We start from the raw sequence: 21,614 nt of genomic DNA, 5'->3' as shown, positions 1-21,614 counted from the left end.
GGCGGGGCCTGATCACCAGGCCGTATACCCGCCGTCCGGACCCAGGATCGCGCCGGTGAAGAAGCCCGAGGCGTCGGCCGCCAGGAACAGGGCGGTGGCGGCGATCTCCCAGGGCTCGCCGCATCGGGCCATCGGCGTCATCTCGATCCAGGTATCGTACCATTCTTTCTTGGTGCGGCCGGCCAGCGTCATGTCGGTGGCGATGTAGCCCGGGGCGATGGCGTTGACGCGCACCCCGTGCGGCGCCCATTCGCAGGCCAGCGACTTGGTCAGCAGGTGCACCGCGGCCTTGCTGGCGTTGTAATGCGCCTGGCCCTGCGGCTTGTTGACGATGATGCCGGACATCGAGCCGATGTTGATCACGCTGCCGCGCCTGGCCGCCACCATGTGGCGGCCGAAGGCGCGGGCGCACCAGAACACGGCGTTGACGTTCAGGTCCATGACCTTGCGCCATTCCTCGTCGCTGGTCTCCAGCGCGTCGCTGTTGCGCGCCATGCCGGCATTGTTGACCAGGATGTCGACCCGGCCGTGCTTGGCTTGGACGCCGTCGGCCGCCTTGGTCACGGCGTCGGGGTCGGTGACGTCGAGCTGGATGAACTCCCCGCCCACCGCCTTGGCCGTGTCCGCGCCGATATCGGCCAGGATCTCGGCCACCACCACCTTGGCGCCGGCCTCGGCCAGCGCCTCGCAGGTCGCCCGGCCGATGCCGCGGCCGCCGCCGGTCACCACCGCCACGCGGCCGGATAGGTCGAATTTCTCGCGGTACATGGTCTTCTCCATCACATCGGAATCAGGTCGACCGCCCGGTCGGCGACCGCCAGAACCGGGGCGTTGGTGTTGCCGCTGGTCACCCGCGGCATGATCGAGGCGTCGATGACGCGCAGGGCCTCCACCCCGCGCACGCGCAGCGTGCGGTCGACCACAGCCGTCGGGTCGCTCTCCGGCCCCATGCGGCAGGTGCCGACCGGGTGGTAGTTGGTCTTGACCGTGCGCCGGCAATGCGCGGCCAGGTCGTCGTCGCTGGTGGTGGCGGCGCCGGGGAAGATCTCGCCGGTCACCATCCGCCGCACCGGATCGGCGGCCAGCACCCGGCGGGCATAGCGCAGCCCGGCCACCGACAGGCGCAGATCCTCCTGGTCGCCGAAGAAGGCGCAGTCGATCAGCGGCGGGTCGGCGGGATCGGCCGATCGCAGCGTCACCGACCCGCGCGCCTTCGGCCGCATCAGGCAGGCGTTCAGCGTCACCCCGTCGGTCGGCGCCACGCCTGTGACGTCGCGGTCGAGATAGACCGTCGGCACGCAGTACAGCTGCAGCTTCGGGTCGCTCTGGTCCTCGCTATCCGGGTCGATGAAGGCGCAGGCCTCGACGCCGGTCGTGGTCACCGGGCCGGTCTTGAACAGCAGGTATTGCAGCCCGGCCAGGATCATCGGCAGGCCGCGGTCGCGCCCGAAATAGCCATAAGCGCCGTTGGTGGCGGCGATCACCGGCACCTCGTGATGGTCCTGCAGATTGGCGCCGACGCCCGGCAGGTCCGCCACAACCGCGATGCCGTGCCGGCCCAGCGCCTCGGCCGGACCGATGCCGCTGAGCATGAGGAGCTTGGGCGAGGCGTAGGCGCCGGCGGCGAGGATCACCTCGCCGGCCGTGGCGCGGCGGCTCTGCCCGTCCTTGACGTAGTCCACACCCGTGGCACGGCCGCGCTCGACGCGGATGCGGGTGACCAGCGCTCCGGTCTCGACCGTCAGCTTCGGGTCGCCCAGCACCGGGGCCAGGAAGGCGGCGACGGCGCTGCAGCGGGTGCGGGTCGCGGCATCGATGGTGTGCTGCATGAAGCCGACGCCCGCCTGCTCGCCGGCGTTGAAGTCCGGCCGGTAGGGCACGCCCATGCCCTGCAGCGCCTGGACGAAGGCCCGGCTCATCGCGCAGTGCTGGCCGAGATGCGAAACCTTCAGCGGCCCGTCGGTGCCGTGGAAGGGCGCGCCGAGATGGTCGTTGCCCTCCTGCTTGACGAAATAGGGCAGCAGGTCGGCCCAGCCCCAGCCGGAGTTGCCGCCGAGCTCCGCGTCCCAGCCGTCATAGTCCTGCGGCCGGCCGCGCATATAGACCATGGCGTTGACCGCGCTGCCGCCGCCCAGCAGCTTGCCGGTCGGGATGATCGGCGCGCGTCCGCCCAGCTGCTCCTGCGGCAGGGTCTCGTTCAGGGTCAGGTAGGTGTCCTGGTTCAGGAACTTCATGTAGCCGGCCGGCATGTCCAGCAGCCGGCTGCCGCGCCGGCCCCCGGCCTCCAGCAGCAGCACCCGCGCCCGCCGCTCGGCCACCAGCCGGCTGGCGACCACGCACCCCGCGCTGCCGCCGCCGACGATGATGAAGTCGTAGCCGTCAGCCATGGTGGGTGGTGGTCCTGGCCGTTCGTGTCGGATAAGAGCAGCCGACAAGGCCGTTCCGCTCCGCAATGTCGCCTCTCCCGCTTGCGGGAGAGGTCGGAGCCGCGCCAGCGGCTCCGGGTGAGGGCAGTTTGTCGAGGCCGGTGCCAGCCCTCACCCGGTCGTCCTGCGGACGCCCGACCTCTCCCGCCCCGCGGGAGAGGTGATGCATCGAGCCGCCGGCACTCACTTCACCGCCCCGAAAGTCAGGCCGCGCACCAGCTGGCGCTGCGACAGCCAGCCCAGCACCAGGATCGGCGCGATGGCGAGTGTCGAGGCGGCGGAGAGCTTGGCCCAGAACAGCCCCTCGGGGCTGGAGAAGGAGGCGATGAAGGCGGTCAGCGGCCCGGAGTCCGGCCCGGTCAGGTTGATGCTCCAGAACGCCTCGTTCCAGCTCAGGATGATGGTCAGCAGCGAGGTCGAGACGATGCCGGGCAGGGTGGTGGGCAGCAGGATGTGCACCATCTCCTGCCAGGACCCGGCGCCGTCCACCCGCGCCGCCTCCAGGATCTCCCGCGGGTAGTCGCGGAAATAGGTGTACAGCATCCACACCACGATCGGCAGGTTGACCAGCGTCATCAGCAGCACCATGCCGATGACCGTGTTCAGGAGGCCGAGGTCGCGGAAGCCCAGATACATCGGCACCAGCACGCCGACCGCGGGCATCATCTTGGTCGACAGCATCCACAAGAGCGTGCCGTCGGTGCGCTTGGTCGGGAAGAAGGCCATGGAATAGGCCGCCATCCCGCCGATGACGAGGCACAGTAAGGTCGAGCCGAAGGCGATGTAGACCGAATTCAGGGCGTAGTGGAAATAGTCGATCCGGGATTCGACGGCGGCGTAGTTCTCCAGCGTCGGTGTGAAGAAGATCGACGGCGGCGTGGCGAAGGCCTCGACCTCGGTCTTGAAGCTGGTCAGCACCATCCAGCCGATCGGGAAGAACAGCACCAGCCCAACCGCCCAGCCCAGGACTGTGACGCCGAGGGTCTGCCGCGCGGAGCGTTTCACGGCCATGGCTCAGCCTCCCCGCTTGAGGGTGCGGGCCAGGGCGCGCACCAGGAAGAAGGCGACGATGTTGGCCAGGATCACCGCGACCACCCCGCCGGCCGAGGCGGCGCCGACGTTGAACTGCTGCAGGCCGTTCCGGTAGACGAGATAGGTCAGGTTGGTGCTGGCGGTGCCGGGGCCGCCGTTGGTGGTGACCAGGATCTCGGCGAAGATCGAGAGCAGGAAGATGGTCTGCACCATGATGACCACGCCGATTGCGTGCATCAGATGCGGCAGCACGATGAAGAAGAACATCGAGATCGGCCCGGCGCCGTCGATCCGCGCCGCCTCGCGCTGCTCATGGTCCAGCGACTGCAGCGCGGTCAGCAGGATCAGCACGGCGAAGGGCAGCCACTGCCAGGCGACCATGATGATGATCGCGGCCAGCGGCGCCTGGCTCAGCCAGTCGATCGGCTCGAGCCCGATTGCGCGCGCCACCCAGGTCAGGACGCCGGAGACCGGGTGCAGCAGCAGGTTCTTCCAGACCAGCGCGCTGACCGTCGGCATGACGAAGAAGGGCGCGATGACCAGCACCCGGACGATGCCGCGGCCGGGGAAGGGCTGGTCCAGCAGGATCGCGATCAGGGTGCCCAGCACCACGGTGATCGCCAGCACCGCCCCGACCAGGACCAGCGTGTTCTGGATCGCGTCCCAGAAGGCCGGGTCACCGACCAGGTAGATGTAGTTGTTCAGCCCCGCGAAGCCGCGCCGCAGCGGGTTCATCAGGTTGTAGCGCAGGGTCGAGAAGTAGATCGTCGCCGCCAGCGGCACGAAGGTCCACAGCAAGAGGACCGTGACCGATGGGGCGAGGAGCAGCGTCGCCTTGCGCCGGGTCGAGGCGATGGCGGCCATGGCGTGCATCCTTTCCTGACTGCGCGGAGGCGCGGTGATTTCGTCCGTGGCACCGCACACCCCCTCACCCTCCCGGCCCTGTCGGGCCGGGCCCCTCCCTCTCCCCGAGGAGAGGGATTGGTTACCTCTCCCTCGGGGAGAGGTCGGAAATCCGCCAGGATTTCCGGGTGAGGGGGCGAAATCGCGATAGCGATTTCGATGGGCGGGTCAGGCCGTCACTTGTACCCGCCCTGGACCATGGCCCGGTCGGCGGCCTCCTGCGAGGCCTTCAGGGCCTGGTCGACCGAGACCGTGCCGGCGAGGGCGGCGGCGATCTGCTGGCCGACCTCGGTGCCGATCGCCTGGAACTCCGGGATGCCGACGAACTGCACGCCGGTGTAGGGCACCTTCTCCACCGTGGCGTCGTTCGGGTCGGCGGTCTCGATCGCCTTCAGCACGAAGTCGGCGAAGGGCGCGGCCTTCTTGTACTCCGGGTTGGCATAGGTCGAGGCGCGGGTGCCGGGCGGCACCACGGTCCAGCCGTCGCTCTGCGCCACCTTCTGGATATAGGCCTTGGACGTGGCCCAGGTGATGAACGTCTTGGCCGCGTCCGGCGCCTTGGTCGACTTCGGCACCGCCAGCGCCCAGGACCACAGCCAGTGGTTGCCCTTCGGCGACTTGGCGATCGGCGCCTGGGCGAAGGCGACCTTGTCGGCGACGGTCGAGTCCTTCGGGTTGTACAGGTAGCCGGCGGCCGAGGTGGCGTCGATCCACATCGCGCATTTGCCGCTGGCGAACAGCGCCCGGTTCTCGTTGTGGCCGTTCGACGGTGCGCCCGGCGGGCCGTAGCTCTTCAAGAGGTCGACATAGAAGGTGATGGCCTCCTTCCACGCCGGGGTGTCGATGGTCGCGTTCCAGTTCTCGTCGAACCAGCGGCCGCCATAGGTGTTCACCAGCGGGCCGACGAAGGCCATGTTCTCGCCCCAGCCCGGCTTGCCGCGCAGGCAGATGCCGTAGATCTCGTGCGAGGGGTCGTGCAGCTTGGACGCGAACTCCTTGATCTGCTCGTAGGTCGGCTGCTCGGGCATGGTCAGGCCGGCCTTCTCGAACAGGTCCTTCCGGTAGAAGGTCATCGAGCTCTCGGCATAGAAGGGCAGGGCGTACAGCTTGCCCTCATGCGACAGCCCGTCCCGCACCGGCTTCAGCACGTCCTCGATGTCGTAGTCGGCCGGCAGGTCGTCCATCGGCAGCAGCCAGTCCTGCGCGCCCCAGATCGGCACCTCGTAGGTGCCGATGGTCAGCACGTCGAACTGCCCGCCATTGGTGGCGATGTCGGTGGTGACGCGCTGGCGCAGCACGTTCTCCTCCAGCACCACCCAGTTCAGCGCGATGCCGCTCTCCTTCTCGAAGTCCTTCGACAGGCGCTGCATGATGATCATGTCGGCGTTGTTGACCGTGGCGATGGTCAGCTTCTGCTGCGCCGTCGCCGCTCCGGACGCGAGCAGCAGCGCCAGCGCGCCCGCTCCGGCCAGGGCCTTGCACATCTTCCAGGACATGGTGGGCCTCCTCGGGTTGTTCCTCCACAGCCGCGTCTCTCGCGGTCTCGCTCTCTTCCGGCGGGAAGCCTACGCCGATTTGGGGGCGACGGCGCCTGACGGTCGATCGGCTGAGCTTGTGATTCTGCTCATCCAATGAACAGATGTTCATCCAGCACCTGGCCGGAGTCAAGCGCGGAGGTGCGGGCCGGTCCGCTTCGTGAGAGCCTGTGCGCCTCGCGACTCAGGAACGGATTCGGCTCCCATGGCGAAGTGGCTGCCCGCCGCCCTCGACTACGTCCCGCGCTGGCTCGACTTCCAGATGCGGCTGACCGAGCAGCCCGGCTGCGTCGTCGCCGTGGCCGAGAACGGCAGGATCGTGCTGGAGCAGGCCTTCGGCACGGTCGAGCTCGGCCGCAAGGCGCCGCTGACGCCGCGCCACCGCTTCCGCGTCGCCTCGCATTCCAAGACCTTCACCGCGGTCGGCATCCTGAAGCTGCGCGAGCAGGGGAAACTCGGCCTCGACGACCCGGCCGGCCGCCATGTCGACGGGCTGCACCCCTCGGTCGCATCCGCCACCATCGGCCAGCTGCTGTCGCATTCGGCCGGCCTCAGCCGCGACGGCGCCGACACCGACCACTGGATGGACCGCAAGCCCTTCCCGAACGAGGCGGAGCTGCGCGACGCCCTGGCCCAGCCGGCGCCGGTCCCGGCCAGCACCCGGTTCAAATACTCGAATTTCGGCTTCGGCCTGCTCGGGCTGGTGATCGAGGCGGTGACCGGCGAGGCCTATTCCGACTGGATCCATCGCGAGGTCGTCGCCGCCTCCGGCCTCGAGGAGACGGTGCCCGACCTGCCGTCGCCGGGCGCGACGCCGCTGGCCACCGGCCACAGCGGCAAGCAGCCGCTCGGTCGGCGGATGCCGATTCCGGGCACGACCCCGACCAACGCGCTGGCCTCCGCCACCGGCTTCGTCTCCACCGCCCGCGACCTCGCCCTGTTCTTCGGCCGGCTCGACCCCGAGGCGAAGCACGGCATCCTGTCGCCGGCGAGCCGGCGCGAGATGATCCGCCCGCAATGGCGCAACCCGGATGCGGAGGTGGAGCGGCATTACGGCCTCGGCACCATGATCGGCCGCACCGGCGACTTCGCCTGGTTCGGCCATGGCGGCGCCTTCCTGGGCTATATCAGCCGCACCGTGGTGCTGCCGGGGCAGGGGATCGCCGTCTCGGTGCTGACCAATGCGGTGGACGGCCCGGCCAACCCCTGGGCCGAGGGCATCGTCCACATCCTCTCCGCCGTCGCCAGGCACGGCGCGCCCGCGGCGAAGACCGCCGGCTGGGCCGGCCGGTGGTGCAGCACCTGGCGGACGATCGACCTGGTGCCGGCCGGGAACAAGGTGCTGGTCGCCGACCCGGCGCTGCCGACGCCCTTCCTCGATGCGCCGGAGATCACGCCGGACGGTCCGGACCGCGGCCGCATCACCCGCGCCCAGGGCTACAACAGCTACGGCGAGGTGGTGGAGCTCGAGCGCGACCGCAAGGGCGCGGTCACGGAGGTCCGCTACGCCGGCAGCCGGCTGCTGCCGGAGGCCAGGCTGGCGGCGGAGCTGAAGCGGCGCTACGAGGCCGGCTAGGCCCGCGCCCGCAGCCGCGCCCGGTGGCGGCTGGCCTTGGCGCGGTTGCCGCAATCGCCCATCGAGCACCAGCGCCGGTTCTGCGCCCGGCTCTCGTCGATGAACAGCCAGCCGCAGCCTTGCGCGTCCTGGCACTGCCGCACCCGGCCGGCGCGCGGGCCGGTCAGCAGCGCCGCGGCGGACAGCGCGATCGGCCGCAGCAGGCCGGGCGGGCCGGCCGGGCCGGGGCGCCAGGCCACGCCGCCGCCCTCCGGCACCAGCTCCGCCCCCGGCCCGGCCAGCCGGGCGTTGAGCACCGCGAGGTCCTCCGCCGCCGGCGCCGCGCCCGCGATCAGCGCCCGGAACGCGCCGTAGATCGCCTCGCGCAGCGCCAGCGCCGCCGCATGCAGCTCCGCCGCGCGGTCCGGCGCGATGCGGGCCAGTTGCGCCTCCTCTGCCAACCCGTTGGCGCCGAGCCAGCGCAGCAGCGCCTCCGGCGTCGGCAGCCGTTCCTCCTGCGGCCGCCGCAGCCGCCAGGCCATGGTGTTGACGAAGCGGATGCACAGCTCCTCCGCCTTCGCCTCCTGAGATCGGGAACCGCCCGTTCCGGCCACCCGTTGCCTCCTTGGTAACCTCCTATAAGGTTATATCCACAGGCACGGATGGCCAGCATGCGGTTCCGCCTCGCGGCGGCCTTCGCGGCGATCTACCTCGTCTGGGGCTCGACCTATCTCGCCATCGCCCTGGCGCTGCCCGCGATCCCGCCCTTCACCCTGATGGGCTCGCGCTCGCTGGCCGGCGGGCTGGTGCTGTTCGGCCTGGCCCGCGCCCGCGGCGCCCGGCCCGGCTGGCGCGACTGGCTGGCCGGCGCCGCCTGCGGCCTGCTGTTCTTCGTCGGCTGCCACGGCGTGCTGGCGGTGGCGGAGCAGCGCGTGCCCTCCGGCCTCGCCTCGATCCTGCTCGCCACCATCCCGTTCTGGACCGCGCTGATCGGCCTGGTGCTGCCGCTGGAGAAGCCGACGCGGCCGCGCACGCTGCTGCTGCTGGTGCCGGGCTTCGCCGGGGTGGCGCTGATCGCCTGGCGCGAGCTCGCCGGCGCCGGCCCGGCCCTGACCGACATGCTGATGCTGCTCGGCGCCGCCATGTCCTGGGCCCTCGGCTCGGTGGTGTCGGAGCGGCAGTCCGAGGTCCCCGCGGCCGCCCTCTCCGGCATGGCGCTGATCTCCGGCGGGCTCGTGCTGCTCGGCCTCGCCGCCGCGACCGGGGAGTGGCGCCGGGTCGACCCGGCCGGCCTCGCCGGCGTGCCCGGCCTCGCCTGGGCGCATCTGACGCTGCTCGGCACCATCGTCACCTTCGGCGCCTATGTCTGGCTGCTGGAGCGGGTGTCGCCGCCGCTGGTCGCCACCTACACCTTCGTCAACCCGATCGTCGCCGTGGCGCTCGGCTGGGCCGTGCTCGGCGAGGCCGCGACGCCGGAGATGCTGGCCGGCGGGGCCCTGGTGCTGGGCTCGCTCGTCGCCCTGCTGATGCTCGACCCGCCGGAAGCCAAGCGCAGGCGGAAGGAGGAGAGCCATGTCCCTGTCGGCGCCCGCTGCTAGGATCGGCGTCAGCGCGCCTTTGTCCGGCCGCGGCGCCGCGCTGGGCCGCGAGATGGCGCAGGCCGTCCGCCTCGCGGTCGAGGAGGCGACCGCGGCCGGCCTCGAGGTCGAGCTCGTGGAGCGCGACGATGCGGGCGAGGAGCAGGCCGGCCTCGCCATGGCCCGCGACCTCGCCGCCGACCCTTCGGTCCTGGCCGTGATCGGCCCCTACAACAGCAATGTCGCGCTGGCGGCGGCGCCGCTCTGCCGCGACGCGCGGCTGGCGCTGGTCGGGCCGATCGTCTCCAACCCGGCGCTGACCGACTCCGGCTGGGACAATGTCTTCCGCTTCACCGCCCGCGACGACGACACCGCGGCGGCGATCGCCCTGCACCTCGTCCAGGCCCTCGGCAAGCGCCGCGCCGCCCTGGTGGCGACGGCCACCACCTACGGGCGCAGCATGACGGGCCGCTTCGCCGACGCCTTCGCCCGGGCCGGCGGCGCCGTCCTGGCGCGGCGCGAGGTGGCGGAGGGCGAGGCCGGCTTCGACGGCCTCGTCGCCGCCCTGCCGGCGGAGACGGACGTGCTGTTCTACGGCGGCACCTATGAGGGCGCGCCGCTGCTCTCGGCCCTGCGCCGGGCCGGCCGGACGCTTCTCTTCGCCGCCGGCGACGGCTGCTGGGACCGGCCGAACTTCCTCGACCCCGCCGGGCCGGCGGCGGAGGCGGGGGAGGGCGTGCTGGTCCTCTCCGCCTGCCCGCAGCCGGGCGTGGTCCCCGGCGCGCGGGAGATGGTGGCGCGCTACGAGCGGCGCTTCGGCCCGGTGCTGAACTACGCGGTCAACGCCTATGACGCGGCGGCGCTGACCCTCGCCGCGCTGCGCGACGCCGCCGCGTCCCGCGAGGCCGTGCTCGAAGCCCTGCGCCGGACGGAGTGGCGCGGCGTCGCCTATCCCGGCCCGGTGCGCTGGGACGGCAAGGGCGACAACCTGGCGGCGGTGACGGCGCTGCACGTCGTGCGCGGCGGCCGCTTCGCCCAGGTGGCGATGGTGCCGAAGGGCCGCTCCCCCTGAGAGACCGCTTGGAAATGCGCTGGCGTGAGTCGGCTGGCGGTGGTTTCGAGAACCGGAGCGCAGCGGACATAAAGGTCCGTGAGCACCGGAATGAGCACCGGAAGCGGAGAAACCGCCGTCAGACGGCCGCGCCAGCGCATTTCCAAACGGTCTCGGACCAGACCGGCGGTTTGCGTTATTCTCTTCGCATGGCGAGCGATCGGACGGTGCTGAACCGGATCGAGAAGCTGGTGGCGGAGGAGGAGCGGCTGTGGGCCCGCGGCCGTCCGACCGACACCGAGCTGAAGCGGCTGCGCGAGATCGAGCGCGAGCTCGACCGCGCCTGGGACCTGCTGCGCCACCGCCGGGCCCTGCGCGAATACGGCCAGGACCCCGACGGCGCCCGGATGCGCCCCGCCGGCGCCGCCCGCGGCTACCGCGACGAGTGAGCGGAGCTGATCCAGGTTAGTGCCCGCGCGGCGTCGGCGGGTGCACCATAACCACGGCCCGGCCGCAGGGGGATGTCGGCGACGAGCGGCCTCCCGCACGCGTGGCCCCGCCGCTCAGCGGCGCGGCACCCGACCTGAACGCATCGCGAGATCGGCCGGCCCCGGGGCTCCGGTTCGGACGCTGTTACGCCGGTAACAGGCCGGGGGCCTCACGGACGCTTATACCGGATACGTCGGCAATCATTCGACCCAGGAGGAGCGAGCCATGTCCATCAGACTGGAATTCGGCACCGACGGACTCGATACGATCACCGCGAATGCCGGGGAGATGCTGATCGCCTTCGGCCTCGGCGGCGACGACACCCTCACGGGCGCCGAGCTGTCGGACCTGCTGTCCGGCGGCGACGGTGACGACACCCTCGCCGGCAATGCCGGCGACGACCTGCTCGACGGCGGCGACGGGAAGGACGACATCAACACCGGTGCCGGCAACGATCTCGTCTTCGCCGGCGACGGCGACGACAGCGTCGGCGGCATGGCCGGCAGCGACATCGTCTTCGGCGGCGCCGGCAACGATGTCATCGCCTGGAACGACCCCACGGGCGACCGCGTCTTCGGCGACGAGGGGAACGACATCCTCCGCGGCGGCGACGTCGCGGCCGACACGATCTTCGGCGGCGACGGGGACGACCTGATCCGCGCCGTCGCCAATCAGGAGCTCGCGGAGCACGCGGCGGACAACCTGTTCGGCGACAAGGGCAACGACACCGTCTTCGGCGGCAATGCCGACGACACGATCGAAGGCGGCGAGGGCGATGATTTCCTCGCCGGCTTCGGCGGCGCCGACACCTTCGTGTTCCGCGCCGACGCGCCCGGCAGCGACACGATCACCGACTTCGACTCGTCCCGGGATGTGGTCCGGCTCGCCGGCTTCGCGGACAATTTCGACCCGCTGGCGAATCTGAGCCAGGAATCCTCCGGCACGGTGCTCGACCTCGGCGCGGCCGGGCAGGTCCTCTTCCTCGGCCGCCTCGTCAACGAATTCGAGGCCGACGACTTCGTCCTCGTCTGACCGGGTCCGGCGGGTGGGACCGTCGCGGCGCCACCCGCCGTCTCCTCGCGCGGGCCGGGCCTGGGCATCCTTGTCCCCCTCCCCCTCGCGAGAGGGGGGCAGGGGGAGGGGGCTTTCGGCCAGGCCCGGCGCCGCGCCTATCTCCGGCCGCGGTAGTCGACCTGCGGCGCCGCCCGCAGCTGGTCCTTGGTGGCGTCCAGCGTCACCCGCCAGTCGTCGCCCTCGCGCTGCAGGTCGAGGGCGGCGGGGTCGATCGCGACATAGTGCTCGTCCATGCCGAGGAACCCGCCCACCGAGACGACGACGCCGCGGATGGTGGATTTGTTGGCGATGATCACGTCCTCGATCTCGCCGATGGTCTCGCCGCCGCGGTTGCGGACATCGGCGCCGACGAGGTTCGACCCGAGCAGGTCATTGGACTGGGGCGTGACGAAGCGCGGCTTGTCCTGCGCCACGGCCGTGCCCGCGACGGCCGAGAGGAGGACGAGGCCGAGAGCCAGACGACGCATACCGGATCTCCTCAATGACGGGGAAGGGCGGCGGGCCGGCCGACGCCGCGCCGCCGCGGTCCGGCGGTGTCGTCTCGCGATGGCGCATGGCCGTCTCCGCGCGCTGATGCACGTCCAACGGGAAAATCCGCCCTCCCGGTTCCACCCCCGATCGCCGGATCCGGGCCCGCGCTGAGCCCTTGCAGCGTTCCGCCTTCGCGCCGGATCTTTTCCGGTCCCCCCTCCCCTCGCGGGAGGGGGCTAGGGGGAGGGGGTTCTCCCAGCCCGCGCCGGCCCCGCCTTCACCGGCGCCCGGCCCGTCTTCCCTCTCCTCGGGGAGAGGGAGGGGCCCGTCGCGTCAGCGACGGGAGGGTGAGGGGGAGCGCCGGCGCCCCAGGACAATGCCAACCCCGATCCCCGATTCGTCATGGCGAGCCCCGCAGGGGCGTGGCCATCCAGCGACACCGGCCCGGACCGCCGCCCCGGCCGCGCCAGATGCGTTATGAAGCGGGCTGTGCGACGGCCCAGATCTCATGCCCCCCATCCCACATCATCTTGATCGCGACATAGAGGATGATCAGCAGCCCGACATAGGCGATCCAGCGGTGGCGGTGCAGCAGCCGGGCGACGAAGTTGGCGGCCAGGCCCATCAGCGCGACGGAGAGGGCGAGGCCGACGATCAGCACCTCGATGTGGTCGCGCGCGGTGCCGGCCACGGCCAGCACGTTGTCGAGCGACATCGACACGTCGGCCACCACGATCTGGGTGACGGCCTGGCGGAAGGTTTTGGTGGGGGCCGCCGCCGCCGGGGCCGCCGTATTCGAGTCCCCCCTCCCCTCGCGGGAGGGGGATAGGGGGAGGGGGTTCCCTCCGCCGGAACCGTCCCCACCCGCGACCGCCTCGTCCCCGTCCAGCGCCGCGGCCTCGGCGGCGTGGTCGGCGCGCAGCTCGCGCCACAGCTTCCAGCACACCCACAGCAGCAGGATGCCGCCGGCGAACAGCAGGCCGACGATCTGCAGCAGCTGGGTGGTGAACAGGGCGAAGACGATTCGCAGCACGGTGGCGGCGACGATGCCCCAGACGATGGCGCGCCGCCGCTCGTCGGCCGCGAGGCCCGCCGCGGCCATGCCGACGACGATGGCGTTATCGCCCGCCAGCGCCACGTCGATGATGACGACCTGGATCAGGGCGGTGAACTCGGCGAGCGAGAACCAGTCGGTCATGGCGGGGTCCGGGGTGGCGGGGAGCTGTGGCGAGGCGGGCGCTGGTTTAGCGCAGGACGGAGGGGGAGGGAACCCGAAGATGGTCAGAGCTGCAGCTTCACTGGAGCCTCGAACCTACCTGACGCTGGCGTAGCGAGAGCAAGCTTGCGATGTTGGAGAAGGTGTAGCTCACCAAGAATCAGGATTTGCTTAAAGAGATGTGTCGCTCGCGGATGACCCTTTGATGCAGTCTCGGACCTCTGCTGTGCCGACCCGGCCAAACTTCACGGATGTTCCGGAAGCCCGTCGCCGGAACATGTCCGCCATACGCGCCCGTGATACCAAGCCCGAATATGTTGTGCGCCGTTTGTTGCACCGACTCGGCTACCGCTTCCGACTTCATCGTAAGGATCTGCCCGGGCGGCCCGACATCGTTCTTCCAAGCCGTCGCAAAGTGATCCTTGTGCACGGTTGCTTCTGGCATCGCCACGGCTGCCGGAACTCGGTGCTTCCTCGCGCGCGGCGGGAGTGGTGGGAGGCCAAGCTGCGCCGCAATGCGGAGCGCGACGAGTCAAACTTGAAAGAACTCTGCGAGCTAGGGTGGTCGCCGCTGGTGGTCTGGGAATGTGAGATCGGGGACCGGGAAACACTGACGCGGGTCTTGCTTGACCACCTAGGCCCAGCCGGCTCCACGGCCGGGCGCAGTATGGTGCAAAATTATGACTGACTCAGCCGAGTCGCGCGGGATGGGGGGATCAGAAGGCGAAATGAATGTGAAGGCCGTATTCGGCCCCCAAGATCCTGTCCTCTTCCGCAAACTGGAGAGACTTCGTCAAGGCGAGCCCGCACGCATCCTCGATCTATTTTCAGGTGCCGGCGGAATCAGCCTGGGCTTTCAGCGAGCCGGCTTCCGGATCGAAGGCGCTCTTGAGATTGATCCTCTGGCGGCCCTCACACATGCGACGAACTTCCACGGACATTTGGAACGAGACGTATTCGCGATCCATGCTCGTCCCCGAGATATGACAAAGATGGACCCGGCGGCTCTGGCGGAGGAGCTTGGCCTGGGTGAAGTCCAGCATGCCGTCGACGTACTCGTCGGCGGTCCTCCTTGTCAGGCTTATGCCCGAGTCGGTCGCGCCAAGTTGCGAGAAGTGGCAGATCACCCGGAAGCGTTCCGGGTCGACCCGCGGGGCAATTTGTATCTTCGGTATCTGGCTTACGTCCGGGCATTTCAGCCTCTTGCCGTTCTGATGGAGAACGTGCCTGACATCCTCCACTACGGGCATCACAATGTGGCGGAGGAGATCGTTGAGGCACTTGGTGACCTCGGGTACACGGCGCGATATTCGCTGATCAATTCGGCTTTTCACGGCGTTCCCCAAATGCGGGATCGTGTTTATCTGATTGCCTATAGAAATGAGCTTGGCTTAACGGTCCGTTTTCCAAAGGCCACGCACTATGTTGAGTTGCCGCCAGGCTATGCGGGGACACGTGCGGTGGCTCTGCGTTATGTGGATCTCCTCGGAGGCTCGGGATATGTTTCACCGGATCTCGGTCATGAGGGACTGCCCGCCGCGATCACCGCCGAGGAGGCGATCGGAGATCTTGCGCCTATCAACGGACGCTCGGTGAGTCGAGGCGCCCGGCGCTTCAATGAGCTTTCCTCATATCGCACGGACCGCCAGCCGTCGCCTTATGCGATCCAGATGCGGACTTGGCCCGCGTTCACGTCGAACAAAGGCGTCTGGGATCATGTTATCCGTTACCTTCCTCGGGACCATCTTACGTTCGCCGAGATGCGGCCAGGTGCAGAATATCCGGAGGCACATGCGACGGCCGCGCGGATTGCAGCCCGATTGGCCTCGCAACGAGGTGTAAGGCAGGGGACACCGGAGTACCACAGGCTATGGACCAGTATCGTCCCGCCCTATGATGTATCCAAATTCCCCAATCGCTGGTGGAAGCTCCGACCAGACTTCCCTGTTCGGACCCTTATGGCTCATATCGGAAAAGACACCTATTCTCATATTCACTATGACGCAGCGCAGGCGCGAACAATTTCGGTTCGCGAGGCGGCCCGCCTGCAGTCCTTCCCGGATGGCTTCGTCTTTAGCGGCACCATGAACCCAGCCTTTCGTCAGATCGGGAATGCAGTGCCTCCATTGATGGCGTTTACTCTCGCCGAGATAATCGATCAAGATCTCCGAATCGCTGCAAATACGTTGGCAGAGTCGCCGTTAAAAGCAGCGGTGATCTAGGCCAAATGCTGTGATGATTTTACCATTTCAATAACTTCGTCCACACCGAGCGATGGGAGATTGGCAAGGCTAACGGTGTAGCGTATTGCCAATACTCCGGAAGGCAGGCGGAAGTCCTCACTGAGGCGCGGAAACTCCTCGTCGACATCGTATATTGCTGCTCCGCGGAGATGGAAACGGATGAGCTCTCCGGAGCTCCTCATCTCATCTGACCAGCCGACATGTGAGAGCTTAAGTAGGAAATCGTCAACGGCAGCAGGATCTGTCCGGATGGCATCTATGACTTCATCAATAAGTGATGCAGGCGTGAGTGCGCCCCCAATGGATATTTCAAGCTGTACTGAGGCTAGCAAAAGACGACGGCGGTGCGGAATCCAGAGTTGATCCAAACGAGAAATTTCATGCTCATGTCGGCTGGCGCGAGTGGTCTTTACCTCAATATGAAGATTTTCAGATATAAAGTCATGGCGTTCACTCTCTGGGCCACTCCAGAGCAAAACAGCGCGCGGTCCAAGTGCAGGCACCATGATCTTGGCGAGGATAATAAGTTCGCCGGCGAGGCCGATCTGGGTAGATTGATTCATATACTGGCGCGTAAGGCGCCAAGCCGATTGCCATTGCCTGATGATGGATGCGACGGCAGCCCACGGCTCGCGATTGTGAACATGCACTGCCTGTACTACCTCCCGGCAAACAGGGGTAAAGACGCGCTCGTGCGGAGCCGTTGCCACTAGGCCTAGGAACTGTCCTTCATCGGTAACGCGATGGCGAACCTTCAGCCCGTTCAGGTCAGGGTAATCCTGACCTGGCGGGCCACCGGTCACTGGTACAAGCAAATGGAGATCCCCTTCGGCGTCCATCCCCATGAGGATCAAAGTATCTTCGTCTCCATGACGAACGGCGCGCGTCACCAAGCCATCGTCCGAGATCGGACGCCCAGTCCTCAGCTCGGCCCAAAGCTCCGGATTAGGCTCCTCTGCCATCCGGGACCCCTCGATTGACGATAGAGGTGTGTGCGCCGTCAGACGTCCGTGGCAGGCTCAAAGCCACAGCGATCACAGCGTCTGTTCCGTTGATTCCAAGAGGACCTGGATCAAGCGGGTATAGGATGAGGAGCCCCTGCGTCGATGGGCGAGCCGCGCGCATGGCTTCAGCGTCGTAGTTGCCATTCCGCCGACGGTACGCCTCCGGGCCACTTGGCAGGTCGACCCCCTCATGCCGTGGATCGATCAGGATGCCAATACTCTCGGAACTCGTACGGGATCGGGTAACAACACCAGTCGGCAATCCGCCGACCTTTGTGATGGCGCCTTCATGGGAACCGGCGATGAATACTGACCAGTACAATAGTTCTCCTGCTTCGACGCGCCCTGTAATCCAGTCCGCCAGCTCGTGGCCTCGAAATGCAACCACATCATCATGGGTGCGATAGAGTCTGAGATACTCGCAGATAATTTCAGGCGGCACGTCCTGAAGCAGCCAGCCACCGGAGACCTGCCGCCCACCTCCGATACTGCTTACAAGACGTTCGGTCAGCAGTCGGTTCTCAGCCAAGCGATCGGGGGTGGCCAGCGGCAGGATGACCGTCTGGGGATGTTCGCCGGACCAGGAGTCCTGGACCTCCGTTGAAAGCCCCGATTTGTTCCGGGCGGTCAACAATAGACCGCTGTGCGCCCGCAGGCGGATCGCCATCTCATCCGGCCGGCGGCCGGCGCGCGCCAGGGCTCGAAGCGAGTCCCTCAGTGACTGCTCCACAAGCGCGAGCTCCGTGAACCAGTGGGCTATGCCGTCAGTGGTCCAGATGCGTATGAGGTCTTCGTAGCCGGTCCGGAAGCCATACCAGCGGGCCATCTGCAAGAGTGTGTCCGCCATATTGGTGGTCCGCAGGAAGTACGAGACCGTCAGGCCCTCCAAGGTGAGACCGCGGGACAACCTATTGCCGCCGACCACAACGAGATGACGCGCGGGATGGCGGTCGTACTCAAGGTTCTCGCCTGCGACGCTATTGAGCTCGAGGATTTCCAGCCCGGCCATTACCCGACAGGCGCGCGCGACGATTTCCTCTTCTTCACCCGGAAGCTCGACGCCTGCTAGATGATTCCGCAGAATCCCGGCGAAAAGATCGTCCAGCCTCTGCCTTTGCTGAAGCGCTTCTTGCCAGATCTCACGCTGGTCCTTGAGAGCGTTCGCGATGCGGGCTTGGTCCGCGGTCCGCGAGCTAACGTGGACTAGCATCGTATGCGGTTGATCCGCAAAACCGGGGCGAAGTTCCCGAATGGCGCCAGCGAGGCAGAAGGTGAGAAAGGCGTCCGAGAGGGAGGTGGGGATCAGAGCCTCAGCGGGGCCGACTTTGATCCCGGCGCTCGGACGCCGGCGGGAGCTGCGCAGCAATCCGACGTCGTCGTCCGGGACCGGCCTCAGGACATCGCGTCCTTGCGCCGAGACGCCAAAGAGCTCCTCGGTTCCCGTATAGCCTTCCGGTCTCGGCAACTGTAGGGCGAAGTCACGCGGGAACAGGTCTTCACCCACCTCCCTGTCGAGCGCCTGAGGATTTATGAAGATGTTGGCGAACGGTGTTGCTGTATAGGCGATATAGCTCACCCGAGGAAGGAGCCCAAGGAGGGTTCGGATCAACCTGTTCGTGGGGGAAGGCGCGGAAGCTTGGTCGCTGGCATCCTCCTCGTCATCAAGCGCTGGGTCCGGAGTCCGGTTGCCTTTCGTATTGATTGAGGCTTGGTCAGCCTCGTCGTCAATAATGAGTGCCGGAAGATTTTCAACAAGTGCTCCTGCGGATTCAAGAAACTCTATTAACTTCCGCAGGATATGTGTGTTCTTCTTGATGACCGCCAGAAAGGCGCCGTTACGGCACAGGATAGCCGGATCTGTGCCTTCGAAATCGGCCTCCCGTCCGGTGAGTAAGGTCCAGTCTAGAGGGTCTTCGCATTCTCCAGACAAGCCGACCAGTTCCCGTTCGAGGCGAGCCTGCGTTTGATCGCGTAGCGCATCGTGAATTCCGGAAAGCACGACAATCAGGCGATATCCCGCGTCTACAGCGCGGGCTGCGACGGCGGTGTAGTTTGCGGTCTTCCCGCTCTGCACATATCCAACGACGAGCCCGCGCCCGCTGAAGCGTCCATTTGTAAGTGGATCCCGTAGGTGCCGGAGTACCCGGAAGGATTCGGTCGCAAGTGAACGGACCTGATCTGGCTGCCAGCGTCCGTTGCTCAGGAGCATGTGCTCAAGCCGGTCCCAGATTGGCCACGGGCCCCCTGCCAACCGGTCCACCCAACTAGGCGCTGAGGGCGGCGTCGCAAGGATACGAAGCTGCGACATCAGCCCTCGGCCGAGTCCAACAGCAAGGGCTGCACACCCTTCTGATCGAGCACCGTCAGGAACGCTGCGAGCTCGCCCGTCCCTTCAGGATCGGTGGCGAGACGCCGCGCGAGAGCTGCGAGTTCCGGCAGGCGGTCGCTCACCTGCAGATCGCGTCCGCCGGTCAGATTCTGTGCTACTTTCCACGCGAAGCGATCCGTCGTAACCGGCCTATAGTTAACGGGTGGCCTCGTCGGCGCTGGCAGCGGAGGAGGAGCAGCAGGGGGTTCTGAAACGCCGCCGCTTAGCGGGCCCGTTGGCACTCCGCCTCCCGACGGCGATACCGGCACTTGGTTGGGCTGTGGCGCGGACCAAGATCCCGGTCGAGGTGCTGGCGGAGGTGAGGGAGCTTTCTTGTACTTGTTTTTGCTTGCATTTCGGGCGGGTGTTGCAAGCTTTTTGATTTCTTCCTGCAGGGACCGTGGCAGGCTCACCGAACGCTTGGTGATATTGATGTGGAATGTCGCATCAAGCTTGGCTCCAAAGGAGACGATAACCCTGGCGAGCTTCGTCTTCTCGTCGGAAGTGGACCACATCTGATGCCAGCCGCCCCACTTGATCAGGCGGTCGTTCCGGTAAATGAAAAGACCTTGGGACTCGTTACGCTTTCCGTAGAGCCCGACGCGCCCGAGCACAGCGTTGACCACTTCCGGACCATCCGCCTTGTGGTGCTGCCTGATTTCGTCCTCCGAAGGGAGGACGAATGGCTGGACTGTGATCGTCTCGTCACCGGAACTCGTGGGCATTCGGATTGGCTTAGCGTCGTAGTGCTCGGCCAGGGGGTGTCCCACAGGATTGTTAGGTTCCACGGGGATGTCATTGATTCGAATGGTAACTTTCTTCCTGTTTTTCGCATCCCCCTCAAGAAAGCGGTGGAAGACTAGACCGAGATGGCGACCAAGCTCCATGACCTCGGCGGAATAGGGGGAGACGCCCGGCACAGTCGGACCCACGGCCGGCGGCTTCATGTCCTTCCAAAGAACGACTGTACCTTGTTCTCCAAGGACGGTGGCCTCCTGCTCCCACTCTTCGAGGGGCGAGTTGTTGGCCACCCAGTCTCGTAGATTCTCCCTGTCCCAGGTGAGATGACTAACCGGCCCACCCCGGCGGCGGGTAACAACAGTAAATACGGGGGCTTGCGACCAGGACGCCCCTTTGAGACCGTAACCGAACTTGCCAAGGCTGTTCGCCTCGTATTCGACATCGCTCCCCAGCGTCATTGCCTCGGCGAGCTCGTTCTCTGACATGCCGTGACCGTTGTCCCGGATCGTCAGCCATCGCCCGTGACCGCCATTAGGTGGCGAGAAGACGATATCGATCTCGGTAGCGTCGGCACTGATCGCATTGTCAACGATGTCCGCAACGGCGCTTGAAAGGTCATGCCCTGTGTTGGCGATGATCTCCGCCAACCGCTGGGGATGAGGCGGCAGCCGCTTGCCGGCCGTATGTTTGTTGACCTCGTTCATAGGCTCGACGATCTCCTCAGCTGCCCCAAACATGTCCGGTCGGGCCTCATTGAACAGTCGCCACACACGTGAGCCCTCCCGCCCGTGCAGCGCAATCATGCCCGCCCGCGCCAGACCGGCGGTGGCGCCGTCCGCTAAGGCAGTAATGGTTACTTCATCACCTGCTTTGAACACTACCCAAGCACCGATTGCAGGATTGGTGCCCGCATCGACCTCCATGGCGAACAGGCACCCTGGCTCTACAAATTCATAGATCCGGTCCTTGGGGCAGTTTCCTTCGAGTCGCCAATTCTTCGCTTGGCGCGATAGCCAGTGTGGCTTCGTTATCACTCCAGCGTCAGTATCATATCGTAGAATGAGCGAGATGCGATCCGTATCCAGCGCTGCTGGGAAAACACGATCGACGACATCACTATCAAAGTTGATGGCGCGCTGTTTGGATCCTTCTTTCCCTTGCCGTCGATATTCATGAAACATCCCGAGCTCACTATGGGTCAGGACTCGCAGGATCAGGAATTTCATGGCAGAACTTTGAGCAAAGAACGAAATGAGGCTTGTCCGATCCCTTCGCCGGTTAGTGGCGGCCGGGAGTCTCCAACAACGATGACGCCCAATTGAGGAAGACTCAAGACCTAAGCCGGTAGGGGCAATCTCCACCGACTCCTCGCCCGGTACACGGAATACGGTGTAGCAGGCGCGCCCGAAATTGAGAGCGTCGTCGGGTGTCTAGGATGCAGCGGTGCGGCCGACCGTCAGCTTCTTCCAGCCACAAGATTGGCGCACGGTTTTCTTCGCCGATACACGCGGGTGAACACAGGCGCCGCGCACAGTGCGCAGTTGCGTTAACTCGCGATTATGTTCATGGTATGTTCCATGGACATGGCGCAGAGCGATGGCGAGGCGGGCGAGGCCCGGCCGTCCGATCCCGACCGAGGCTGTGTGGAAACGCGTGTTTGGTGAGGGCAGGTGGGGGTGTCGGCGTGCTACCGGCAAAGCAGATTGGGCAGATCGGATATCAGGCCCGGATCGCCTGGAGCAGGCCGCCGACGCCGAGGATCGAGATCACGCGCTTGAAGTTGTAGGCGAGGACCTGGAGGCTCATCTCGGTGCTGACCCGCTGTAATCCTCGGGTCAGGAAATGGGTGGCGCCCATCCAGGCTTTGAGGGTGCCGAACGGGTGCTCGGCCGTCTGTCGGCGGACGCGCATGGCGTCCGGCGTCCGGTC

General features: G+C 66.8%; 19 protein-coding genes. 7 read left to right on the top strand and 12 right to left on the bottom strand.

The window, feature by feature from the left end:
• Positions 1 to 12 precede the first annotated feature (12 nt).
• The 5 genes from G537_RS0116400 to G537_RS0116380 form a co-directional block, all read right to left on the bottom strand.
• Entirely contained in the window at positions 13 to 768 is a 756-nt protein-coding gene (locus G537_RS0116400) for an SDR family NAD(P)-dependent oxidoreductase (protein WP_026871045.1), read from the bottom strand.
• A gap of 11 nt (positions 769 to 779) precedes the next feature.
• Positions 780 to 2,387 carry a GMC family oxidoreductase gene (locus tag G537_RS0116395; RefSeq protein ID WP_026871044.1) on the bottom strand — a complete coding sequence of 536 codons (1,608 nt, stop codon included), beginning with the start codon at positions 2,385 to 2,387 and terminating at the stop codon, positions 780 to 782.
• Between the two features lie 222 nt (positions 2,388 to 2,609).
• Positions 2,610 to 3,437, bottom strand: a complete 828-nt coding sequence (locus tag G537_RS0116390) for a carbohydrate ABC transporter permease (RefSeq protein WP_026871043.1) — start codon at positions 3,435 to 3,437, stop codon at positions 2,610 to 2,612.
• A 3-nt stretch (positions 3,438 to 3,440) separates the two neighbouring features.
• Positions 3,441 to 4,322 carry a carbohydrate ABC transporter permease gene (locus tag G537_RS0116385; protein WP_211230404.1) on the bottom strand — a complete coding sequence of 294 codons (882 nt, stop codon included), beginning with the start codon at positions 4,320 to 4,322 and terminating at the stop codon, positions 3,441 to 3,443.
• 215 nt (positions 4,323 to 4,537) lie between these two features.
• Positions 4,538 to 5,857 (bottom strand): ABC transporter substrate-binding protein, encoded by a 1,320-nt coding sequence (locus tag G537_RS0116380; RefSeq protein WP_026871041.1) that lies wholly within the window; start codon positions 5,855 to 5,857, stop codon positions 4,538 to 4,540.
• A gap of 244 nt (positions 5,858 to 6,101) precedes the next feature.
• Here G537_RS0116380 and G537_RS0116370 point away from each other — a divergent pair, with 244 nt between their 5' ends.
• A complete protein-coding gene (locus G537_RS0116370; RefSeq protein ID WP_026871040.1) occupies positions 6,102 to 7,472 on the top strand; it encodes a serine hydrolase domain-containing protein in 1,371 nt (456 codons plus the stop codon).
• On the opposite strand, the gene G537_RS0116365 is transcribed toward G537_RS0116370, so the two are convergent.
• Complete coding sequence (locus tag G537_RS0116365) at positions 7,469 to 8,065, bottom strand: CGNR zinc finger domain-containing protein (RefSeq protein WP_051248484.1); 597 nt, start codon at positions 8,063 to 8,065, stop codon at positions 7,469 to 7,471. The genes G537_RS0116370 and G537_RS0116365 overlap by 4 nt on opposite strands.
• A gap of 57 nt (positions 8,066 to 8,122) precedes the next feature.
• Between G537_RS0116365 and G537_RS38305 the strand changes: the two genes are divergently transcribed.
• From G537_RS38305 to G537_RS38300, 4 genes are all read left to right on the top strand, one after another.
• Positions 8,123 to 9,049 carry an EamA family transporter gene (locus G537_RS38305; protein ID WP_064742152.1) on the top strand — a complete coding sequence of 309 codons (927 nt, stop codon included), beginning with the start codon at positions 8,123 to 8,125 and terminating at the stop codon, positions 9,047 to 9,049.
• Positions 9,024 to 10,100, top strand: a complete 1,077-nt coding sequence (locus G537_RS0116355) for a branched-chain amino acid ABC transporter substrate-binding protein (protein ID WP_026871038.1) — start codon at positions 9,024 to 9,026, stop codon at positions 10,098 to 10,100. The genes G537_RS38305 and G537_RS0116355 overlap by 26 nt, the downstream gene beginning before the upstream one ends.
• A gap of 188 nt (positions 10,101 to 10,288) precedes the next feature.
• The gene (locus tag G537_RS0116350) at positions 10,289 to 10,528 is read left to right on the top strand and encodes a DUF2630 family protein (protein ID WP_026871037.1); all 240 of its coding nucleotides are present in this window, start codon (positions 10,289 to 10,291) and stop codon (positions 10,526 to 10,528) included.
• 265 nt (positions 10,529 to 10,793) lie between these two features.
• The gene (locus G537_RS38300) at positions 10,794 to 11,600 is read left to right on the top strand and encodes a calcium-binding protein (protein ID WP_051248483.1); all 807 of its coding nucleotides are present in this window, start codon (positions 10,794 to 10,796) and stop codon (positions 11,598 to 11,600) included.
• A 137-nt stretch (positions 11,601 to 11,737) separates the two neighbouring features.
• On the opposite strand, the gene G537_RS0116340 is transcribed toward G537_RS38300, so the two are convergent.
• Both G537_RS0116340 and G537_RS0116335 read right to left on the bottom strand, forming a co-directional pair.
• Positions 11,738 to 12,109: a PRC-barrel domain-containing protein gene (locus tag G537_RS0116340; RefSeq protein ID WP_026871036.1), complete on the bottom strand. Its 372-nt coding sequence runs from the start codon at positions 12,107 to 12,109 to the stop codon at positions 11,738 to 11,740.
• Between the two features lie 479 nt (positions 12,110 to 12,588).
• Positions 12,589 to 13,311, bottom strand: a complete 723-nt coding sequence (locus G537_RS0116335; RefSeq protein WP_026871035.1) for a TerC family protein — start codon at positions 13,309 to 13,311, stop codon at positions 12,589 to 12,591.
• A gap of 223 nt (positions 13,312 to 13,534) precedes the next feature.
• Here G537_RS0116335 and G537_RS42950 point away from each other — a divergent pair, with 223 nt between their 5' ends.
• Both G537_RS42950 and G537_RS42945 read left to right on the top strand, forming a co-directional pair.
• Complete coding sequence (locus G537_RS42950) at positions 13,535 to 14,017, top strand: very short patch repair endonuclease (RefSeq protein ID WP_081688849.1); 483 nt, start codon at positions 13,535 to 13,537, stop codon at positions 14,015 to 14,017.
• Positions 14,018 to 14,057: 40 nt separating this feature from the next.
• Positions 14,058 to 15,551, top strand: a complete 1,494-nt coding sequence (locus G537_RS42945; protein ID WP_034851952.1) for a DNA cytosine methyltransferase — start codon at positions 14,058 to 14,060, stop codon at positions 15,549 to 15,551.
• Here the strand turns inward: G537_RS42945 and G537_RS42940 are convergent.
• The 4 genes from G537_RS42940 to G537_RS38290 all read right to left on the bottom strand — a co-directional run.
• Positions 15,548 to 16,534: a PD-(D/E)XK motif protein gene (locus tag G537_RS42940; protein ID WP_081688848.1), complete on the bottom strand. Its 987-nt coding sequence runs from the start codon at positions 16,532 to 16,534 to the stop codon at positions 15,548 to 15,550. The two genes, G537_RS42945 and G537_RS42940, sit on opposite strands and share 4 nt — an antisense overlap.
• The gene (locus G537_RS0116325) at positions 16,518 to 18,785 is read right to left on the bottom strand and encodes a Z1 domain-containing protein (RefSeq protein ID WP_211230403.1); all 2,268 of its coding nucleotides are present in this window, start codon (positions 18,783 to 18,785) and stop codon (positions 16,518 to 16,520) included. Before G537_RS0116325 ends, G537_RS42940 begins: the two co-directional genes overlap by 17 nt.
• Before the next feature lie 98 nt (positions 18,786 to 18,883).
• Positions 18,884 to 20,911 (bottom strand): ATP-binding protein, encoded by a 2,028-nt coding sequence (locus G537_RS38295; protein ID WP_034851949.1) that lies wholly within the window; start codon positions 20,909 to 20,911, stop codon positions 18,884 to 18,886.
• A gap of 493 nt (positions 20,912 to 21,404) precedes the next feature.
• A partial coding sequence (locus G537_RS38290; RefSeq protein ID WP_034851947.1) for a transposase occupies positions 21,405 to 21,614 on the bottom strand: 210 nt, incomplete at its 5' end.

It is taken from the genome of Inquilinus limosus DSM 16000 (assembly GCF_000423185.1).
Lineage (GTDB): Bacteria > Pseudomonadota > Alphaproteobacteria > DSM-16000 > Inquilinaceae > Inquilinus > Inquilinus limosus.
Note: the sequence above shows the minus strand (reverse complement) of the source record. Positions and strands in the feature narration are given on the sequence as shown.